Below are 19,255 nucleotides of genomic sequence, written 5' to 3'. Positions count from 1 at the left end.
CGCGCGTGGCGCGCTCAGTCCTTATCTCCCGTGTAGGCGGGGAACGATACTGCGACGGCGAGACCTTGCTCGCCGATCCCCGAGCCCAGATGCAGGCTTGCGCCGAAATGCTCGGCGATGCGTGCGACGATCGAGAGTCCCAGTCCGCTGCCGGTCGCCTGATTGCCGGTCGCACGAAAAAAACGGTTCGTGAGACGCGCGAGATCGCCCGGTGCGACGCCGGGGCCGTCGTCGCGCACCGTGAGTTGCACACGGCCGACTTCACGGCGCACCGCCACTTCGATGCTGCCGCCGCGCCGTCCGTACTTGATTGCGTTATCCAGCAGATTGTCGAGCAGGATGCCCATCAGAACGGGTTCCGCGTTGATCTCCGCACGCATGTCGCCCGTGAGCGTGACGTGAATGTTTTTCTGCTGCGCATTGCGTTCGTTGGCGAGTAGCGCATCTTTCGCGACCGCCGCCGGCTTGAGCGGCGCGGTGGAGAGCTTCTCGTGCACGTCCAGGCGGGCAAGCAGCAGCAACTGCTCCGCAAGCCGCGCGCTGCGATCGACGCCTTGCACCACACGCTCCATCGCCACGCGCTGTAACGCCGCATCCGGCTCGGCCAGCGCCACTTGTGCCTGCACCTTGATCGCGGCGAGCGGCGTCTTCAATTCGTGGGCGGCGTCGGCGGTGAATGCACGTTCGCGTTCGATGGAGTGCTGCAAGCGCGACAGCACCAGATTGATCGCGTCGACGAGCGGCCGCACCTCGGTCGGCGCCCGGCCAATATCGACGGGTTCCAGCCGGTTGATGTCGCGTGCGCGAATTGCGCCCGACAGCACCTTGAGCGGCGCGAGACTCCAGCCGATGCTGAACCACACCAGCAACGCCAGCACCGGCAGCGCGACGAGGGTGGGGCGCGCGATCCGGCTCGCGACTCCGCTTACCAGATCGCTGCGCGTATTGGCCGGTTCGAATACCCGAACCGTATGGCCGAGGGCGGTATCGCGCAAGGTGAACGTGTGCCATGCCTCGCCGCCGAGCGTCATGTTTTGCGCACCGCTTGCGGGTGGCACGGGTAAGTCCCACGCCTGCAGGGCGCGCAGTCGCGGGCTGCCCGCCAGGACCTCGCCGTTCGCTCCGCGTACCTGAAATAGCGCGTCGCGGGGCAACGCGTCGTCGTCGTCGCTATCGTTCGCACCGGCTTCGCCGCCTTGTTCTTCCTCGCGCAGATCGATGCGCGCATTGGCGAGCGTGGTCAGATTCCGCTGGTCGAGCAGCGCGAGAATTTGCGCGATTTCCGCAAGGCGTGCCTCTTCCCATTCACTGACTTCGCGCTTGGCCTGAAGATAGCTCGAGATCAGCGCGATACCCCAGATCAGCACGATGCTGGTGAGGATCAGCAGCATCAGGCGACGGCGTATCGATGCCGGCATCAAGCTTTCTCCACCACGTAGCCGATATTGCGCACGGTTCTGATCAGCTTGGCGCCGAGCTTTTTGCGCAGGTTGGACACGTGGACTTCGATCGCATTGCTCTCGATTTCCTCCTGCCAGCCGTACAGACTTTCTTCCAGCCGCGAGCGGGACTGCGGAATACCCTGGTTGGTCAGCAACTGCATCAGGATTGCCCATTCACGCGAGGTGAGGGGGACGCGCGTATTGCCGATTTCAACGGTTTGCGCGGCGGGATTGACCGTCAGATCCTGATAGCGGATAAGTTCGATGCTGCGCCCTTGCGCGCGTCGCAGCAGCGCCCGGCAACGGGCAATCAGCTCGGTCAGGTCGAAGGGCTTGCCGAGGTAATCGTCAGCGCCCGCCTCGAGGCCGCCGACCCGATCCACTACCGTGCCTCTTGCGGTCAGCACCAGCACCGGCACATCCTTGCCGGCGTCGCGCAGCCTTTTGAGCAGGTCCATACCCGATACTCTGGGCAGGCCCAGATCGAGCACGACGAGCGCGTAGGCGGTAGTATCAAGCGCAAGACTTGCCTTGTGACCGTCGCGTGCCCAATCGACCGTGAAACCGGCTTGACGCAGTCCTGCTTCGATACCGCAGCCGATCAGGTCGTCGTCTTCTACGAGGAGTACGCGCATGGGGGAAAAGACTCCGTTGGATGTTCATTGCATTGCGGCAAAGGGTTCCCGTCGATGTGAGCTTCAGTGAAATTCCGTGAGCTTCAGGCCGCATATCCGAAGTGTAACGATCATGTCTACGACACGCTTTATACCTCATTATTCCTTAAGGTTTCCTTCAGCTAGAATCGCTACCATCGCCCCTGAATTGTTGCTGTCGTGTGGCCGTCATGGGCATACGACATTACGTCGGGTTGTCAGAATGTTGCAACCCAATCGTAATAACATCGACCGAAAGTACGGCCGGCGCTTTGGTAGGCGCTTTCGTCAGCGCTTTTTCCGGCGAATGGCACCACCTCACGCCGACGTGCGTTTCGTGCGTTTCGTCAGGCCACGAGATCACGCCATGAAGCCAGTCACGATCGACATGTTGCGGGCCCACCTGATGGCGGCGTCGCTCACGGCCATGGGTACTCAGGTGCTCGCGTTGCTGGCCCTGCTGGTCATGCCGGTTTCCTCGCAAGTCTTCAGTTCCACGAGTTTCCGGATCCTTGCGCTCACGCTGATCGCGAGCGGCGTCGTGCTGATGCGCCAGTTCGCGCAGGCCGCTTTCAACGTCGCCTTCCGGAACCGGCACGCAACCCACGCCGGCCGGTCCGTGCTGATCGGTGCGGATTGTCCGTGGCGTTGGTTCGTTGTGCTTCATCTGCGCTTTACGGGTAGGCCGTTCGTGCTGGCCAGGCCTTGACGGACACGAGCGATGGCAGCGCATTCATTGACAGCATACCAATGGGTCCTGTTACTCGGCTGCGCGTCAGCGTCGCTTTATGCGATGCTGGCCGCCGTGGCGATGCCGTTTTTTGCGGCGCGGCGCGGACGAACGGCGCGAGCGGCGGCTGCGAGCGCCGCCTCCAGGGCCGCGGATGTTTTGACTCCCTTTGCCGGTGTCGGCGTCAGCGTCCTTAAGCCGCTGTGTGGCGCCGAGCCGCGTCTGTACGAAAATCTCAGAACCTTTTGCGACCAGCGTCACGGGAATTTCCAGCTCGTGCTGGGCGTATCTTCGCCGGACGATCCGGCCATTGCCGTGGTGCGCCGTTTGCAGGCCGCATACCCGGGGCACGATATCGAGCTTGCGGTCGATGCGCGTGTGCACGGCAGCAATCTCAAGGTCAGCAATCTGATCAACATGGCGGAGCATGCGCGCCATGAGTTGATTGTGATTGCCGATAGCGACATCGCGGTCGAAGCCGATTATCTCGACAGCGTGGCGGCGCCGCTGGCCGATCCACGCGTGGGGGTCGTCACCTGTCTCTACGTGGCGCAGGGCGTCGGCGGTTTCTGGCCGCGGTTGGGTGCGTTGTTCATCAACGAGTGGTTTGCTCCGTCTGTGCGTGTCGCGCATGCGGTCGGCTCGCGCCGCTTCGGTTTTGGCGCGACGCTCGCATTGCGCCGCGCAACGCTTGAGCGTATTGGCGGTTTCGACGCGTTAAAAGACTGTCTCGCGGATGATTACTGGCTCGCTGAACACGTGCGGGCACTCGGACTTCGGACGGTGCTGTCGCGTGTGATGGTGGCCACCGATGTCATCGAGCCGACCTTTTCCGCGTTGTGGCAGCGCGAGACGCGCTGGCTGCGTACGATCCGTTCGGTGAACCCGCCTGGTTTTGCGTCGTTGATCATCACGTTCCCGACGCCGTGGCTGCTGGCCGGCGCATGGCTGACTCACAGCCTTGCGAGCGCGCCGTTCGACGGCGTGCATCTGTGGGCGGCGCTGGCGAGCGGCGCGGGCACGGCGGCGGGGTTTGCCGCGCGCATGCTGCTGCATCTGCGGTCCGCGCGTCATGAGCGCACCTTCTGGCGCGATCTGCCGCTGGTGCCGTTGCGCGATGTCTTGCTGATGTTCCAGTGGCTCGTGGCCGCGTTTGGCTCGCATGTGGTGTGGCGCGGCCAACGCGTGCGGGTCGACACCTCCACGTCTACCGCGCAACCTGCGGCGTTGCGTGTAATGGATGTCATGGAGACGTCGGATGGCGGCTAAGCCACGCGGGTTGATTGTCACAGCCGACGATTTCGGCCTGCATCAACGGGTGAATCTGGCGGTCGAGCAGGCGCACCGGCATGGTGTGTTGACGGCTGCGAGCCTGATGATCGGTGCGCCTGCCGCGGACGATGCGGTGGCGCGTGCTCGCGCGCTCCCGGGGTTGCGGGTTGGCCTGCATCTGGTGCTGGCTGACGGTGACGCCGTTATGCCGCGCGACGGGATTGCCGCGCTGGTTGACGAGCATGGACGGTTCGGCGACAACATGGTGCGTGACGGGGTGCGGTTTTTCTTTTTGCCGCATGTTCGCAAACAGTTGGCGCGGGAAATTCGCGCGCAATTCGAGGCATTTGCGAAGACGGGGTTGACGCTCGATCACGTCAACACGCACAAGCATTTTCATTTGCATCCGACGGTGCTGGGTTTGATTCTGGAGATTGGCCGCGAGTACGGGATGCGGGCGATGCGGTTGCCGTTCGAGGTTAGCGCGCCGGTGTGGTTACGGCCGTGGATTTCGCGGGTGCGGGCGAGGTTGGATCGGGCGGGGATCGCGCATAACGATTATGTAGTTGGGATTGCTGATAGTGGACGGATGGATGAGGCGGTGTGGCTCGCTGCGCTTGCCGATTTGCCGCATGGGGTGGGGGAAATTTATTGTCATCCTGCGTTTGCCGGCGATCGGGTTTTGAGTGATGGTATGCGGGATTATCGGCATGCCGATGAGTTGCAGGCGCTTTTGTCGCCTCGGGTTGGCGAGGCGATTCGGGGGTTGGGGGTTCCGGTGGGAGGGTTTGGGGATGTGTTGAGAGGTTGATTTTCTTTTTGCCTGTTCGGCGGGTTCCTTTGTTGATCTGGCTCTTTGGCCTTTCCTTGCTGTGTTAGTGGTCTATTGGCGTTGCCCCTGTGCGGGGCGGCACTTACTTTCTTTGCCGCCGCAAAGAAAGATAAGCAAAGAAAGCGGCTCACACCGCTAATTCTTAAGCGGGTCCCCCGCGCAGTAGCGGTAGTGGTGCATCTGGAATCTGTGTCCTCGCACATTCGGCGCTGGTGACAAAGGCGTCATACCTCCGGCGGCGCTGCGCGCGCCGATACCCTGTTCAAAACACCGGCCGCCGGACTTGCGCTTCCGCGGTTTGGTCCGTTCCCAGCTCGCCGTTGCATCGCTGCCACTCGGCCGCGGTGTAGCTCTCCCGATTTCCTGTTGCCGTTCCCTGCTTCCTGTTGCCTCGCTGCTGCAAGCACAACTGTGGCAGCGATCGTGATTGCACCGCGAATGCGACGCACGCCATTCCATTTGAAGTGGGGTTGACCAATCAGGGCGGGGGCATCTCGCCGAGGCGAAGCCGAGGGCACCCGCTGCGCGAAGCGAAGCCGCTGGTTTCCCTGGCAGACCCGTCCGCGACGCACGCAGTGCGGAGTGGGAGCTGATGAGTGCTTTGTCAACGGCGCGGAGTGTGCGGGGGCACGGATTCCAGATGCACCACTACCGTGGCTGCGCGGGGGACCCGCTTAAAAATTAGCGGTTTGAGCCGCTTTCTTTTGCCTACTTTTCTTTGCGGCCGGCAAAGAAAAGTAGGTGCCGCCCCGCACAGGGGCAACGCTAATAGACCACTAACAAATCAAGGAAAGGCCAACAGGCCAAAAGATCAACACCCAAATCAGACCCCGCCGAGCAGGCAATCACCCCCCCTTCAAACACCCCCCTTCTTCATCAACAACTTCAACACCACAGGCAAAAGCAACAACACCAACGGCAACTGCACAATCAACCCCGAAATAATGGCAACGGCCAACGGCTGCTGCATAGCCGACCCCTGCCCAAGGGCAAAAGCAAGCGGCAGCAATGCCAAAATAGCCGCAATAGTCGTCATGGCAATCGGCCGCAACCGATTCCGCCCAGCCGCGATCAGCGCCTCCTCGAACCGGACACCTTCATCCCGAATCAACCCCTGCAACTCCGATACATAAAAAATTGCCACCTCGGTCACGATGCCGATAATCATCGTCATCCCCATCATCGCGGAGATGTTCAACTCGATGCCGGTGATCCATAACCCGATAAACACCGCGCCCGCGGCCAGCAACGGCATCGCCATCACCGCCAGCGCAACGCGAAACCGTTCGTACAGAAACAGCAGCAAGCCAAACACCAACGCAATTGCCGCGCCGAACACCGTCAACAAACCCTTGAAGGCAATCTGCTGTTGCTGGTACAAGCCGCCCAACTCGTAATACACGCCAGCCGGCAACAAACTTGCATCGCCCAAGACGCGCTGCACGTCCGCGATCGTCGAGCCCAGATCGCGGCCGTCGATCCGCGCGGTCACCGCCACCATCCGCTTGAGATTGTCGCGGCTGATTTCCGGTTGGCCAGTCACCGTCACCTGATCGGCAACGCGATTCAGCGCGAACAGATGGCCGTCCGGTGCACGAATTTCCAACTGCCCCAGTTGCGTATCGGTGAGCTTCAGCGCGCCAGCCACGCGTACCCGCACGCCTACGGTCTTCGGCCCGCTTTGGAACTGCGTTGCAATATTGCCCTCCACCATGTCCGACACCGCCTGCGCGATCGACTGCGGGTCCATTCCTTCAGCCGCCGCCGCCTCCGGCCGGATGTGAAGTTCGAGCGCATCGCCCGCCGGATTGATGCCGTCGTTGACGTCCACCACGCCCTGAATCTTGCCGATTCGTTCGGCCACCTTGCGCGCGGTCGTGTCCAGCGTCGTCTGGTCGTCGGAATAAATCTTGATCTGGACCGGTTGCGGCACCGCGGTGAGGTCGCCGATCAGATCCTCCATCAACTGCGCGAGTTCGATGCTCACGCCGGGCACCTGCGTCTCGATCTTCGAGCGGACTTCCTCCATCACCGTTTCAATCGGCTCACGGCCACTTGATTTCAGGCGGATAAAGAAGTCCCCCTTATTGGGCTCGTTCAGATCGCCGCCAAGACCGGCGCCAGTACGGCGCGAGTAAGTCGCGATGTTCGGATTCGCGCGGATGATCGCCTCGATCTGCTTCATCAACCGGTCGGTTTCGGTCACGGATGTGCCCGGTTCGGTGTGGTAATCGAGCACGAAACCGCCTTCGTCCATGCTCGGCATGAAGCCGCTACCCACCCGCGTGAACGCGAATGCGGCCATCACGATCAGCGGCAACACGCCGAGCAGCACGAGAGGCGGCCGCGCTGTCACACGCTCGATCAGAAAGCCGTAGCGCCGGTTCATCCATGCGGCGAAGCGGGTTTCCTTGTGCTCCTCGGCGTCCTTCGGCGTCAGCCAGCGGTCGCACAGAATCGGCACGGCGAGCCACGTGACGAGAAACGAAATGAACAGCGCACTTGCCATCGTCACGGAGAGCGCCTTGAAGAACGCGCCCGTCACGCCCGACAGAAACGCGAGCGGCACGAAAATGATCAGCGTCGCCGCCGACGATCCGGCAAGCGGCCGCGTGAACTCGAGCGCCGCCGCCATCACGCGGCCATGGAACTTGTGCGCACCGCCTTCGCGCATGCGTCGCACGATGTGTTCGATCATCACGATGGCGTCGTCGATCACGAGGCCGACCGCGGCTGCCATGCCGCCGAGCGTCATGATGTTGAAGCCCATGCCAAACACGTCGAGCAGCAGGATCGTGGCGGCCATCACGACCGGCACGAGGGCGACCGCGATCGCCGTGATCTTCCAGTTGCGCAGAAAGGCAAACAGCGTGAACGCAGCCAGCACCACGCCGATCATGATCGCGTCGCGCACGCTGGTCGCCGAGGCGATCACCAGTTCGCTCTGGTCGTACCAGTTCGACAGGTGCACGCCCGCCGGCATCTGATGCTGGAAATCTGCGAGTTTCGCGCGGATCGCCTTGGCCATCGCCACGCTGTTCGCGCCGGGCTGCTGGTAGACGTTGAGCAGCACGGCGTCCTGACCGTCGGCCGTGACGCGCATCCATTGCGGCACGACGCCCTGACGAACGGTCGCGATGTCGCCGAGGCGGATTTGCGTCGCGCCATTGCTTGACACCACCACGTCGCGCAGTTCGTCGAGTCGGGTGATCGTGGTGTTGGCAATCACGAGATACAACTTGTCGTGATCCTCAATGCGGCCGTTGGCCATCAGCACGTTGCTCGCGCCGATCGCTTTCGAGACGTCCGGCAGCGACAGCTTGTAAGCGGCAAGGCGCGCCGGATCGATCGCGACTTCAAATTCGTCCTGCGCGCCACCCGTCACATCGACACGCGCGACCCCTTCCACTGAAGACAGCAACGGGCGCATCTGGAATTGCGCGAGATCGTGCAGCGCCGATAGCGACTGCTGTTTCGATGTCAGGCTATACGCGAGTACCGGGAACACGGTCGGGTCCATGCGCCGGACCTGCATCGAGGTGCCCTGCGGCAGCGTCGCGAGAATCTCGCTGATCGCCGACTGAGCCTGCAACGTGGCTTGCGCCATGTCGGTGCCCCAGTCGAAATTGATCGAGATTTCCGCGGCGCCCCGGCTCGTGGTCGACTCGACGTCGCGCACGTTCGGCACGCGGCGCAGCGCCTCTTCGACCGGCATTGTGACGAGCGTGGCCATCTGTTCAGCGGGGCGGTCACCGGCGTCCAGCGAGACGACGGCGCGCGGAAACGCGACATTCGGGAACAGCGAGATAGGCAGGCGAAATGCGGTCAGCGCGCCCGCGATCGCCAGCAACGCGATCACGAACAGCAGTGAGCGCCGGTGCTTCTGCATCCATTGACCGAAATTCATTGCGGCGCGCCTTTGCTGACGCGCACCGCCATGCCGTCCTTCAACTCATAGTTGCCGCTGACGACGAGGCCCGCCGCTCCGTCGATCGGGCCGTCCACGCCGTAGCGGTCGCCGTTCTCGATCTGCATGACCACCGCTACGCGGCGTGCCCTGTTTTGCGGCGTGATCTGGAACACGTACGCGCCGGCCCCATCTTTCAGCACGGCGGCACGCGGCACGACCCAGTGCGTGCCGCTGCGCGTCGCGATGTCGGCGCTGACTCGCGTGCCCGGAATGAATGCGCTCTGTTCGAGCGGCACGTTCGCGCCAACGTCGACGAGCTGGCTTTGCTGATCGACCGATGCGCCGACCAGCGTCACGTGCCCATCCGCCGAAGATTTCGCGAGTGCGGTGGAGAGTCCGTGCAGCGTGACGGTATCGCCGGCATGGATCGCGGCGGCGTCCGAGGGCTCGACGCCGAGCATCACGTTCGCGCGCATATCGCGGCCGGCGCGGCCGGCGCCGCTGGCCAGTTGCAGGATCGCCGCGCCTGGCTGTACCTGATCGCCCTGTGCCGCGGATACCTGCAAAACCACGCCGTCGATCGGCGCCGCGACGATCTTGTTGCCGCTCGCGATACCCGTCTGGTTTTGCGCGGCGAGTGCTTGCTGTGCATCGTCGGCGGCCTTGCGGGCTGCGGCGAGTTGCGATTGCGTGGCGAGTCCTTTGCCGTACAGCGACTGCGTGCGCGCGAGTTCGCCTTGCGCCAGCGTCACGGCGCTTTTCGCCTGGAGCGCGGCGAGCACCGCGGCAGGATCGGCTTGCACGACGAATAACGGTGTGCCTCGCGTCACGCGCTGGCCGGCCTGGACGCGCATCTGCACGATACGCGCGAGGTATGGCAGATTAACGGTGGTCAGGTTCGACGCGGACGCCGCGACGATGCCATAGGCGCGGACCGGTTGCGCAATGATGGCGCGTTGTACCCGTACGGTTTGCACGGATACGACGGATTGATCGGCCGCATCGCCGGCGGCGGATGCACCGGCTGCGCTCGCTGTATCAGCCGCATGAACGGCCGCGCTCAGCAGTGCGACGCAGGCAAATGAAATCGCATAAGAGGCGATACGCGGCCGCCGTGCCGAAAGGGGGCTATTTCGCATGAGTTTCGCTGAAGGTCTGAGCAGAGGAAAAAGCGTCGGGGATCGCACTGCCCAACAGCGCCTGCAAACCGACGCGTTGTTCGGCGAGCGATTCGCGCAGGGTGGCGACGTCGACACGTTTGGTGAGCGCCGCGCCTTGTGCGTCGGTGTAGGCGCCGAGCGCGAGATCGTGCTGCGCATAGGCCGCAGCCGCGTGTTGCGCGGCAAGGTCGACATCGGGCAGCGCCGCCTCGGTTTGCTGCAACTGCCGCGTGAGAATCTCACTGTCGGCGCGCATGTGGGCGACATCGGCGTAGGCCTGATTCAAGCGCGATTGATATTCGTCACGCAGGCGCTGACGGGTTGCTTTCTCAATCGCGACGTTGCCCTGATTGCGATTGAAGATCGGCAGGCTCAGATTGATCTGGAAGCCGCTGGTGTAGATGTTCGAGGTATCGCGCGCACGCACGAAACCTACCGAAAGGCTCGGAAACTGGCTGAGAATCGCGGCACGGTACTTCTGCTCCTGCGCCTCGTAACCCGCCTGAAGCGCGATCAGATCCGGGCGCCGCTGCGCGAGTTTCGCGAGCGCTGCATCGAGCGTCGTGTCGGACAGCGCGGTCGTTTCTTCGCTGCCCGCGAGTTGCAGTTGCACGTCGGGCGAGAGACCGAGCAGCGCGTTCAGATCATGATGAGTCTGTTCCGCGGCCCGTTCGGCGTCGGTGTACTGTTTGCGCGCATCGCTGTAAGCGGTGAGCGCGGCGGTCAGGGTGTCGTCGGTCAGATTGCCGTCGCGGTGCGCTTCGGCCATGCGTTCGTAGCGCGTGCGCGCGAGCTCGCGCTGCTGTTGCAGCAGCGGCAGGGTGTCCTGCTGGAAGCGCGTCTTGATGAACAGCTGCCGCGCCTGGGCGACAATCTGCCATTCTTGCCACAGCAGGCCGAGATCGGTTTTAGCCACCGTCGCATCGGCGGATTGCCTGTTCGCACTGCGCAGCACGATCGCCATCACGTCGATGCTCAGACCATAATTGAATGCGCGCGTGGCGCCGGCCGCACCGGGGTAATCGCTCGACACACTCAATTGCGGGTCGGGCAGCAGTCCGGCCGAATAAGCCTGTGCGCGGGCGATGCCGAGATCGTCGCGCGCCAGTTTCAGGTCGGGATTATTCGCTACCGCCAGCATCGCGACTTCGTCGATATCCAGTCCATCGGACGGATCGAAGCGATGCGCCGCCAGTTCGGGCAACGGCATGGTGGCTGGATCGATCTGGATGCGGTCGAGCGAGTTGGCGGAAGTCGAGGTGTCCTGCGGCGCGAGCGGCTCGCGGTGATACCACGTGCAGCCGCCAAGCAGCATGGCGCAGAGGGGCACGAGCACGAGCGCGAGCATGCGCGAGGGTGGAGCGGGAACTGCCGCTGGATCGGCCGCTGAACTGGCCACTGAATCGACCACTGGAGCGACTACTGAAGCGACTTTCGCAGCAGCGTTGAAAACGGGCAAAGTCCGGCTCCTGAATGAAAACTGGGACGGCGGCGAGCGGATGTCGCGCAACAGGTGCCGATTTTGCTGAGGAAGAGCTTAAGGGACGCTTAGCTGAAGTTAAGCGTCCCATCAGTCTGCCTTCAGCGTTGCTTAAGCTTGCGCTAAGGATCCTTTAAGGATGATTTAAGGAAGCGTTAAGCTAGCGGGCTGGACAATGCAGGCAAACTGCAAAGAGGAGGGGCCATGCGTCTGCTGCTCGTCGAAGACGACAACATGATTGCGGAAACGGTATTGGGCGCCATGCGCCGTTCGGGCTACGCGATCGACTGGGCCGACGACGGCCGCGCGGCGGAACTATCGCTGGGCAACGGCGTGTACGACCTCGTGCTGCTCGATCTCGGCTTGCCGAAAAAAGACGGCATCGACGTGCTCAACGCCTACCGCAAGAGCGGCGGTGCGGCGCCGGTGATCATCCTGACCGCGCGCGACGCGGTTGAAGATCGGATTCGCGGTCTCGATGCCGGCGCCGACGACTATCTGATCAAACCATTCGACCTCGACGAACTGGCCGCGCGAGTCCGTGCGCTATTGCGGCGGCGCACTGGCCAGAAGCAACCCATCTATGCGCACGGCGAACTTACACTCGATCCCGCCGCGCATGAAGTGACCAAAGACGGCGAGCTGCTGCCGCTCGTGCCACGCGAATTCGCGCTGCTGCAGGCGTTGATCGAAGAACCCACGCGCGTGTTCACCAAGGCGGAGCTGGAAGAGAAACTGTACGGCTGGGGCGAGGAGGTGGGCAGCAACACAATCGAAGTACATGTGCACAGCCTGCGCCGCAAGATCGGCGCGGACCAGGTGGTGACGGTGCGCGGCGTGGGCTACCGTCTGAAGAGGTGCTGATGACGTCGATTCGCCGCTGGCTGCTGGGCTGGCTGATTTTCGGGCTGGCCGCGGCCTCGGGCGTGGCCGGCTTCGGCATCTTTCACACCGCGCGGGAGGAAGCGAGCGAACTGTTCGACTACGAGTTGCGCACGGTCGCACTGTCGTTGCCGTCGAATCTGGCCGGTACCGGCGACGGCGAGCATCACAGCCCGGACCTGGGTGATCTGGCCGACGATCGGGTCGTCATCGAAATCTGGGACCGTGCCGGCACACTCATTTATCACTCGACTCAGGCGCCGGTATTCTCGCGCTTGCCCGAAGGCTTCAGCACAGTCGAACGAGGCGAGAGCCATTGGCGCACATTCGGGGTGCAGCAGCGCGACCGCTATATCCAGGTCGCGCAGCCGATCTCCGTGCGCGAGGACCTCGCGCTGCAACTGGCGCTGCATACGCTGTGGCCGCTCGGCGTGCTGCTGCCCGTGACGATCGTGCTGGTGCTGCTGGTGGTCGCAAAAGGGCTGGCGCCGATCGGCGGCCTGACGCGCGCGCTCACGACCCGCTCGCTCGATTCGCTGGACCCCTTGCGTCTGGATGGCAGCGTGCCGGTCGAAATCAAGCCGCTGGTGGCGTCGCTCAACGATCTGTTGCAACGTCTGAACGTGGCGTCGCAGGCACAGCGCACGTTTATCGCGGATGCCGCGCATGAATTGCGCTCGCCGCTTGCCGCGCTGAAGCTGCAATTGCAGGCGGCTTCCCGCGACGGCTCGCTGAAGGGCGAGGGGCAAACGCTGGAGCGCGTCGAGGAGCGGGTCAACCGGATCATTCGCCTGGTGCAGCAATTGTTGACGCTCGCGCGCGAAGATGCGCATCCCGTAACGTCGATGGTGCCGGTGAGCTTGCGCCGGATCGGCGAACAGGCGGTGGGGGATCTGTCGTTGCTCGCGGAGACGGCCGAGATCGATCTCGGCCTCGAATGCGAAGACGCTGGCGCGGGCTACGATGCTTATACGGTGCTGGCGGAGCCGCACGGGATGAGTGTGTTGCTGGGGAATCTGATCAACAACGCGATCCGGCATACGCCGCCAGGCGGCCGTGTGGATGTGATTCTCAAGCGCGCCGGCGAGCGGGTGGGATTCGACGTGGTGGATAGCGGCTCGGGGATTCCGGAGGCCGAGATCGAGCGGGTTTTCGACCGGTTTTATCGAGGCGAAGAGGCGCGGGGCGAAGGTAGCGGGCTCGGGCTGGCGATTGTGGCGCGGATCGCCGCGCGGCATCAGCTTGAACTTTCCCTACGCAATAACGTAGGGCGGCCGGGCTTGTGTGTATCGGTTTTTGGCCTGAGCGCGCACGAGCCGGTAGCGCCTGTTGCGGTCAAAAGCTGATCGTTTGCCGCCATCGGTGCGCGGCGCATCGCCGGGTGACGGGAGCGTGGCGCAACACGCTGCTACAATCCTGTCTTTCTCGATTGATTGTGCGCTATGGGTTTCGAACAACTTGCTGAATTGAAGAAGCAACTGGCGGCGGCACGCGCCGAAGCTGCGCCTGCGGCCAAGCCAGTCGCCAAGCCCGGCGCGAAGCCTGCTCGCAAGCCGTCGCCGCCGCGCCGTGCCGCGCCCGTTCACAAGCATCAGGCGCATCAGGCCGACGCCAGACCGGCGGCCGAAGCAAAGCCTGCGGCTGACGCGAGACCCGTGGATCCGGTGGTGAAATCGATCGGGAGACTGCAAAAGCGCTTTCCCAATGTGTTCCCGAAGAATCCGGCGCCCAAGCTCCCGCTCAAGGTCGGCATCTTCGAGGACCTCGTGGTTCACGCGAAGGACCTGTCGCTGAGCGAAGCCGAATTGCGCGATGCGATCAAGACGTGGTGCCGTGGCAGCCGCTACTGGAAGTGCCTCGTCGAAGGCGCCGCGCGGGTCGATCTGACGGGCGCTGAAGCGGGCAAGGTAACGGCGCAGGAAGCAGCCGGCGCGCAGCGTCTGCAGGCGCATCGTGCGGGCCGGGGCGCGGCGAAAGCGGCGGCTTCGGCGGCTGCAACATCTGCCGATGCCTCGGTTGCTGCGGATGCTACGGATGCTACGGATGCCACAGCGCAGGCAGCATCCGTTGCGCAAGCTGGCGTGCCGACGCAGCCGGAGCAGACCACTTCGGCAGACACTCCGGCCGCAGAATCGGCCACGCCGCCGGCAGCGCCTTCATCCTCCGCTAAATCGTAAAGACGCCAGCCGCCCCGCCTAGGGGCGGCTGCCTTGTGCCGCCGCCAGCCGGCTGCGCACAAAGCCGACGTGCTCGCGCAGCACATAGAACGCGTCGGCGTATGCAAGCGGCATACGCAAGCGATCAAGCGACGCCTCGATAGCGTCGAGTTCCGCGAAGAGCTGTTTGCGCTCGGTCTCGGTCGAGTCGGCGAGTGCTTCGCGTTCGATTGCAATCAGCGCTCCGTAATAGCGATAAATACGCGAGCGTACGCGCCACCGGTAAAGCGCCGGGATCAAGCGCATTGCCGGAAACAGCAGCACTGCCATTGGCAGCAGCAGAACCAGCGTGCGGTCGCCGATGCTGGCGAGCCAGAACGGCAGCGTCCGGTATAGAAAACTCTTGCCGGTCTTGTAGTAGCGCTGTGCGTCCTCGCTGATCTGATATTCGTGGGCAACCGGACTCGGGAATTCCCCCGCGTGCTGCAAGAGCCCGGGCATGCCGTGCACCTCCTGCGCGGCCTCGATCAACAAATCGGAAATGGCCGGATGCAGACCGGTCCGGGCCACCAGTTCGGCTGTCGGGCTGATCAGATGGATGGTGTCGGGTGGAATTCTGCGCTTGAGATCCAGCACGCCGGGCGGTAGATCGATTTCGTCGAGATAGGGAAAAAGGCGCGTATAGGCGCTGGCCTCATCGAAATTCATGACCGAGATGCCGGGTACTTTCAGGAGCCGCAGCATCAGGCCGCGCGTGGCCGAATCACCGTTCAGGATCGCGGCGTCGACCTCGCCCGCCACCAGTTGGGTGGCGGCTTGCATGCCGTCGCTGGGCACCAGCCTGGTGTCGCCGCCTGGCGCGATGCCGTTTGCTTCCAGCAGTTTGAGCGAGAGCAGGCGTGTGCCGCTGCCTTCACGGCCGATTGCAATCCGCTTGCCTTCCAGTTCCGCGAGCTCGCTGAGCCCTGTGCCGCGATAGAACACCACGACCGGAACATAGAACACGCTACCGAGCGACATGAGCGATGACGTATCGAGCCCATCGGCGACGCCGCCTTGCACGAGTGCGAGATCGACGTGTTGTTTCGGGTCTAGCAGACGATGCAGGTTCTGCACTGAGCCATCGGATTCCAGCACCTTGAGTGTGATGCCGTTGCGGGCGAGGATCTTTTTATACTGATCCGCGGTGGCGAGGAAAGAACTGTCATGCGGTCCTGCGCTCATCGTGATGGTTTTCGGCGGAGCCGGATCGACCAGCCAGACGATGAGGGTGACGACCAGCACGACAATCACGGCCACGACGATGTATGACACGGTGTGATCGCGCCACTCCGCATGCGACGGATCGCCGGGCAGGTGTGGCAGACGCGGGCGATGCGCTTTCATGGGAACTCCGTACGAGCAGCCGAGATGAGGCATCGTCGGCGAGGACACACAGGCCACGCCTCGACCCGTGACCTCCAGTTGTTCGCGGCGCGCATACAGCGAAAGCAAAATGCAAGTTTAAAGTGACGCAACGCATTCCAAATGCAGTATGCCGCATCGAACCAGGCAGCAGGGAGCGGCCCAACACGGCGACATGCACGGCCCACGGCGATTGCAACCTGCGCCCCACCCGTACCAAAGGGATAACGTGACGAAGTACCGGCACGGCGCGCGCAGCGCCGCCGGAGGTATGACGGCCTTGTCACTAAGGCGGAGTGTGCGGGAACACAGATTCCAGATGCACCACTACCGTGGCTGCGCGGGGGACCCGCTTATGAGCTGGCGGTGTAAAGCCGCTTTCTTTTGCCTACTTTTCTTTGCGGCAGGCAAAGAAAAGTAGGTGCCGCCCCGCACAGGGGCAACGCTAATAGACCACTAACAAAGCAAGGAAAGGCCAAGAGACCAAACGACCAACACCAGAACAGACCAACACCCCAACAACAAAAAAATCAAAACTTATGCCGCATCCCAACCCTCACAACAGCCTGCTTATCATCAGCCGACGCAGAAGGCCCATTAACAGCGGCCACAGCCTGCCGCCCGGTCGAGTCCGTGCCGGAGGCTTTCTGATAAACCCCAATCACATACACATCGGTACGCTTCGAAACAAAGTAATCGATCCCCGAAGCGACCTGCTGATAGGTCGCCCCTGTCATCCCCTTGACTGAACTTCCCTTCGTATAGTCATACGCCACACCACACAGCAGATCAGGCGTGATCTGATACTTGAAACTCACTTCCGCATTATTCAACGTGGCATTGCCACTCAACCCGGCAGGATTCGGCCCCGAAGCAAGATCCCCGAGATCGCGAAAACTCGTATTCGAATACGTCGCGCCGAACGTAGCGGCACCGAACAGATAAGACGCCCCAGCACCAATCACACGCAGCGATTTCGCCGACGCGTATCCGGAATAGACCGGCGACACCATATTGCTTCCAGGCAGGCCATTCACGCTAGCCGCAGGACTACCAGTACTGCCGAAGAACGACGTGTTCGGGTTGGCCACATCGAGATAACCGACACCGAGCGCCAACGGTCCATTCACATACCCGGCCGATACCGACCAGATCCGGTTACGCGCGAAATCGCCCGCCACACCGCCCAGGCTGTACATGCCTTCAACCGTCAAGCCGCCATAAGTGTTGCTGGTGAACTTGATCGCGTTATTCGTCGAGTTCGTGTTGTTGAAGTTGTCGAGATCGCCGGGATGCGCAACCATATAGCCCCCCCACTGATCGCCGACCTCGAACGGTCCAAGGATATCGACGTTCGTATCGTATTGACGGCCGAGCGTCACCGTGCCGAACGGGCCCGACAAACCCACCCAGGCCTTCTTGCCGAACAGCAGTCCCCCCTGGCCGAGCTTGCCGGTGCTGGCGTCGAAGCCATTCTCCAGCATGAAGATCGCTTTCATACCGCCGCCAAGGTCTTCCATGCCGCGCATGCCCCAGCGGCTTTGCTGCATCACGCCGCTCAGCAGGCGAACCGCGCTGTGACCCGAGATGCTGCCGTTGGCGTTGACCGTCGCCGCGTTGCTCGTATAACTCACACCTTCATCGATAATGCCGTATAGCGTGACGGCACTCTGTGCATGAACCACGGCCGGAAAGGGGGCGGCGAGGCATACTGCCAGTAGCATTTTTTTCATGTGGTCTGACGCTCAAGTTGGAGAAGTGCGAAAAGTGACGGACGTGTGGACTCCCGCGAGCCACGCGTTGCTTGCCAGCCAGCAGCCGGAGGCGAAACCGGCTACTGGAAGAACTCAGAGTGAGCGGCGGTTAATGACGCCCGGCGATAAGCGGCGGGCGAATCCTCTCGTGTGCCGCGGCAGCTTCATAGGCGTGACCGAATTGCAACAGACCCCAGTCGTCGCGAAAGCGTCCGGCGATTTGCAGGCCGATCGGTAAGCCCGATGCGCTAAAGCCGCACGGCAGAGCGAGTACTGGCGATTCGGTGGAAGACAGATACCAGCAGATGCGCATCCAGTCGATGTACGAGTCGTAGCGTGTGCCCATGAATTCTGTGGGCCAGCGCAGATCGGCGTCGAAAGGCAGCATCTGCGTGGCGGGCAGCACGTAGTACGCGTGGTTGTCCATGAAGCGGCGCATGCGCTCGAACAACGCTGTTTTTCGCACGAACATGTCGCCCAGATCCGCTGCGGACAGCGACCTGTGCAGGCGGCACTCGGCTTCGATTTCCGGCTTCAGTTGGGCGCGTGCATCGGCATCGAGCCGGTCGACAAGGCTGCCGATCATCCACGCGCGCTCGATACGAAACACGTCCTCGGCATCGCCGAGATCGGGGTCGGCGAATTCCACCTCGCAACCCATCGACTCGAAGATCGCCGCCTGTGCCTGCACGGTTCGCTGAATCTCGGGGTCGACAGCAAGACCGGCGAGCTGCACCGACATGGCGATGCGCGTGCCGCGAAAGTCGCGTTGCAATGGCTGCGCGAAACGTGAACCGGGCTCGCCGATCTCAGTCGCAGTTTCGCCGGAGGGACCGGAAATCGCGCTGAGCAGCAAGGCCGTGTCGGCAACATCGCGTGCCATCGGCCCGTCTACGCCGAGCGTTGCCCAGCCGTTCGAATCCGGTGCCCGCGGCACGCGTCCCGGTGACGGGCGCAAACCCACCACCGCATTCCACGCGGCCGGATTGCGCAGCGAGCCGCCCATGTCGCTGCCGCAAGCGAGCGGATTCATGCCGCAGGCGACGGAGGCAGCGGCGCCGCCGCTGCTGCCGCCCGCGGATTTGCTCAGGTCCCACGGATTGCGCGTCACGCCAAACACGTCGTTGAAGGTGTGCGAACCCGAGCCGAGTTCAGGCGTGTTCGACTTGCCGATCATCAGAGCACCGGCGGCATCGCAGCGGCGCGCGATCAAGGCGCTGTGTTCAGGCACGTGATGTTCGAAGATTTTCGAGCCGAAGGTGGTACGCACGCCGCGCGTCGCGGTCAGGTCCTTTTGTGAAACCGGCAGCCCATGCAAGGGACCTTGCCAGACGCCGCGCGCCCATAGCGCGTCGATATCCGCGGCACGGCTTTTCAAGGTGGCTTCGTCGGCGAGGGTGACGAGTGCATTGACCTGCGGGTTCACGGCATGGATACGTGAGAGGTGCGCATTCAATATCTCGACGGCACTCACGGTTTTCTTTCGTTGCAGATCGAGCAAAGTGAGGGCGGGCAGGTCGCAAAGTTCGCTACCTGCGGCGAGCGGTGCATCGGCATGAAGAGTGTCTGACATGAGAATT

Annotated in this window: 14 protein-coding genes; 6 read left to right on the top strand and 8 right to left on the bottom strand. The window is 62.8% G+C overall.

The genetic code is table 11. The features are described from left to right. Nucleotides 1–14 precede the first annotated feature (14 nt). Both AC57B6_RS34100 and AC57B6_RS34095 read right to left on the bottom strand, forming a co-directional pair. Nucleotides 15–1,418 (bottom strand): ATP-binding protein, encoded by a 1,404-nt coding sequence (locus AC57B6_RS34100; protein ID WP_496422992.1) that lies wholly within the window; start codon nucleotides 1,416–1,418, stop codon nucleotides 15–17. Continuing rightward, complete coding sequence (locus AC57B6_RS34095; protein WP_028198643.1) at nucleotides 1,418–2,077, bottom strand: response regulator; 660 nt, start codon at nucleotides 2,075–2,077, stop codon at nucleotides 1,418–1,420. The genes AC57B6_RS34100 and AC57B6_RS34095 overlap by 1 nt, the downstream gene beginning before the upstream one ends. Before the next feature lie 385 nt (nucleotides 2,078–2,462). Here AC57B6_RS34095 and AC57B6_RS34090 point away from each other — a divergent pair, with 385 nt between their 5' ends. The 3 genes from AC57B6_RS34090 to hpnK are packed head-to-tail and all read left to right on the top strand — an operon-like array spanning nucleotide 2,463 to nucleotide 4,908. After that, nucleotides 2,463–2,804, top strand: a complete 342-nt coding sequence (locus tag AC57B6_RS34090) for a hypothetical protein (RefSeq protein WP_028198644.1) — start codon at nucleotides 2,463–2,465, stop codon at nucleotides 2,802–2,804. A gap of 12 nt (nucleotides 2,805–2,816) precedes the next feature. Then, nucleotides 2,817–4,094, top strand: coding sequence for a bacteriohopanetetrol glucosamine biosynthesis glycosyltransferase HpnI (hpnI, locus tag AC57B6_RS34085; protein WP_028198645.1), 1,278 nt, complete (start codon nucleotides 2,817–2,819; stop codon nucleotides 4,092–4,094). Next, a complete protein-coding gene (hpnK, locus tag AC57B6_RS34080; RefSeq protein WP_178369812.1) occupies nucleotides 4,084–4,908 on the top strand; it encodes a hopanoid biosynthesis-associated protein HpnK in 825 nt (274 codons plus the stop codon). The genes hpnI and hpnK overlap by 11 nt, the downstream gene beginning before the upstream one ends. Before the next feature lie 877 nt (nucleotides 4,909–5,785). Here hpnK and AC57B6_RS34075 read toward each other — a convergent pair. From AC57B6_RS34075 to AC57B6_RS34065, 3 genes are read right to left on the bottom strand one after another with little or no spacing between them, the layout of a single operon-like run. Beyond that, nucleotides 5,786–8,836, bottom strand: coding sequence for an efflux RND transporter permease subunit (locus tag AC57B6_RS34075; RefSeq protein ID WP_496422991.1), 3,051 nt, complete (start codon nucleotides 8,834–8,836; stop codon nucleotides 5,786–5,788). Then, nucleotides 8,833–9,978 (bottom strand): efflux RND transporter periplasmic adaptor subunit, encoded by a 1,146-nt coding sequence (locus AC57B6_RS34070; protein ID WP_496422990.1) that lies wholly within the window; start codon nucleotides 9,976–9,978, stop codon nucleotides 8,833–8,835. The genes AC57B6_RS34075 and AC57B6_RS34070 overlap by 4 nt, the downstream gene beginning before the upstream one ends. Next, on the bottom strand, nucleotides 9,968–11,458 hold the full coding sequence (locus AC57B6_RS34065) for a TolC family protein (RefSeq protein ID WP_496422989.1): 1,491 nt from the start codon (nucleotides 11,456–11,458) through the stop codon (nucleotides 9,968–9,970). Before AC57B6_RS34065 ends, AC57B6_RS34070 begins: the two co-directional genes overlap by 11 nt. A gap of 225 nt (nucleotides 11,459–11,683) precedes the next feature. Between AC57B6_RS34065 and AC57B6_RS34060 the strand changes: the two genes are divergently transcribed. From AC57B6_RS34060 to AC57B6_RS34050, 3 genes are all read left to right on the top strand, one after another. Beyond that, complete coding sequence (locus AC57B6_RS34060; RefSeq protein WP_030103351.1) at nucleotides 11,684–12,343, top strand: response regulator; 660 nt, start codon at nucleotides 11,684–11,686, stop codon at nucleotides 12,341–12,343. Then, entirely contained in the window at nucleotides 12,343–13,707 is a 1,365-nt protein-coding gene (locus AC57B6_RS34055) for an ATP-binding protein (protein WP_106356759.1), read from the top strand. Before AC57B6_RS34060 ends, AC57B6_RS34055 begins: the two co-directional genes overlap by 1 nt. 96 nt (nucleotides 13,708–13,803) lie before the next feature. Further along, nucleotides 13,804–14,538 (top strand): ProQ/FinO family protein, encoded by a 735-nt coding sequence (locus AC57B6_RS34050; protein ID WP_042276111.1) that lies wholly within the window; start codon nucleotides 13,804–13,806, stop codon nucleotides 14,536–14,538. Nucleotides 14,539–14,556: 18 nt separating this feature from the next. Here AC57B6_RS34050 and AC57B6_RS34045 read toward each other — a convergent pair whose 3' ends face one another. The 3 genes from AC57B6_RS34045 to AC57B6_RS34035 all read right to left on the bottom strand — a co-directional run bounded on the left by AC57B6_RS34045 (nucleotide 14,557) and on the right by AC57B6_RS34035 (nucleotide 19,248). Further along, the gene (locus tag AC57B6_RS34045; protein WP_028198652.1) at nucleotides 14,557–15,903 is read right to left on the bottom strand and encodes a TAXI family TRAP transporter solute-binding subunit; all 1,347 of its coding nucleotides are present in this window, start codon (nucleotides 15,901–15,903) and stop codon (nucleotides 14,557–14,559) included. Nucleotides 15,904–16,451: 548 nt separating this feature from the next. Next, nucleotides 16,452–17,654, bottom strand: coding sequence for a porin (locus AC57B6_RS34040; protein ID WP_496422988.1), 1,203 nt, complete (start codon nucleotides 17,652–17,654; stop codon nucleotides 16,452–16,454). A gap of 130 nt (nucleotides 17,655–17,784) precedes the next feature. Continuing rightward, a complete protein-coding gene (locus AC57B6_RS34035) occupies nucleotides 17,785–19,248 on the bottom strand; it encodes an amidase family protein (RefSeq protein WP_496422987.1) in 1,464 nt (487 codons plus the stop codon). Nucleotides 19,249–19,255: the final 7 nt, after the last annotated feature.

It is taken from the genome of Paraburkholderia sp. BGA-UO-ETr-F12 (genome assembly GCF_059567945.1).
Note: the sequence above shows the minus strand (reverse complement) of the source record. Positions and strands in the feature narration are given on the sequence as shown.

Excerpts from the sequence above, each read along its gene's own strand:
- AC57B6_RS34075 (WP_496422991.1), bottom strand. The coding sequence starts at position 8,836 with ATGAATTTCGGTCAATGGATGCAGAAGCACCGGCGCTCACTGCTGTTC.
- AC57B6_RS34090 (WP_028198644.1), top strand. The coding sequence starts at position 2,463 with ATGAAGCCAGTCACGATCGACATGTTGCGGGCCCACCTGATGGCGGCG.
- AC57B6_RS34055 (WP_106356759.1), top strand. The coding sequence starts at position 12,343 with ATGACGTCGATTCGCCGCTGGCTGCTGGGCTGGCTGATTTTCGGGCTG.
- AC57B6_RS34095 (WP_028198643.1), bottom strand. The coding sequence starts at position 2,077 with ATGCGCGTACTCCTCGTAGAAGACGACGACCTGATCGGCTGCGGTATC.
- AC57B6_RS34040 (WP_496422988.1), bottom strand. The coding sequence starts at position 17,654 with ATGAAAAAAATGCTACTGGCAGTATGCCTCGCCGCCCCCTTTCCGGCC.
- AC57B6_RS34100 (WP_496422992.1), bottom strand. The coding sequence starts at position 1,418 with ATGCCGGCATCGATACGCCGTCGCCTGATGCTGCTGATCCTCACCAGC.
- AC57B6_RS34045 (WP_028198652.1), bottom strand. The coding sequence starts at position 15,903 with ATGAAAGCGCATCGCCCGCGTCTGCCACACCTGCCCGGCGATCCGTCG.
- hpnK (WP_178369812.1), top strand. The coding sequence starts at position 4,084 with ATGGCGGCTAAGCCACGCGGGTTGATTGTCACAGCCGACGATTTCGGC.
- AC57B6_RS34060 (WP_030103351.1), top strand. The coding sequence starts at position 11,684 with ATGCGTCTGCTGCTCGTCGAAGACGACAACATGATTGCGGAAACGGTA.
- AC57B6_RS34070 (WP_496422990.1), bottom strand. The coding sequence starts at position 9,978 with ATGCGAAATAGCCCCCTTTCGGCACGGCGGCCGCGTATCGCCTCTTAT.
- AC57B6_RS34050 (WP_042276111.1), top strand. The coding sequence starts at position 13,804 with ATGGGTTTCGAACAACTTGCTGAATTGAAGAAGCAACTGGCGGCGGCA.
- hpnI (WP_028198645.1), top strand. The coding sequence starts at position 2,817 with ATGGCAGCGCATTCATTGACAGCATACCAATGGGTCCTGTTACTCGGC.
- AC57B6_RS34035 (WP_496422987.1), bottom strand. The coding sequence starts at position 19,248 with ATGTCAGACACTCTTCATGCCGATGCACCGCTCGCCGCAGGTAGCGAA.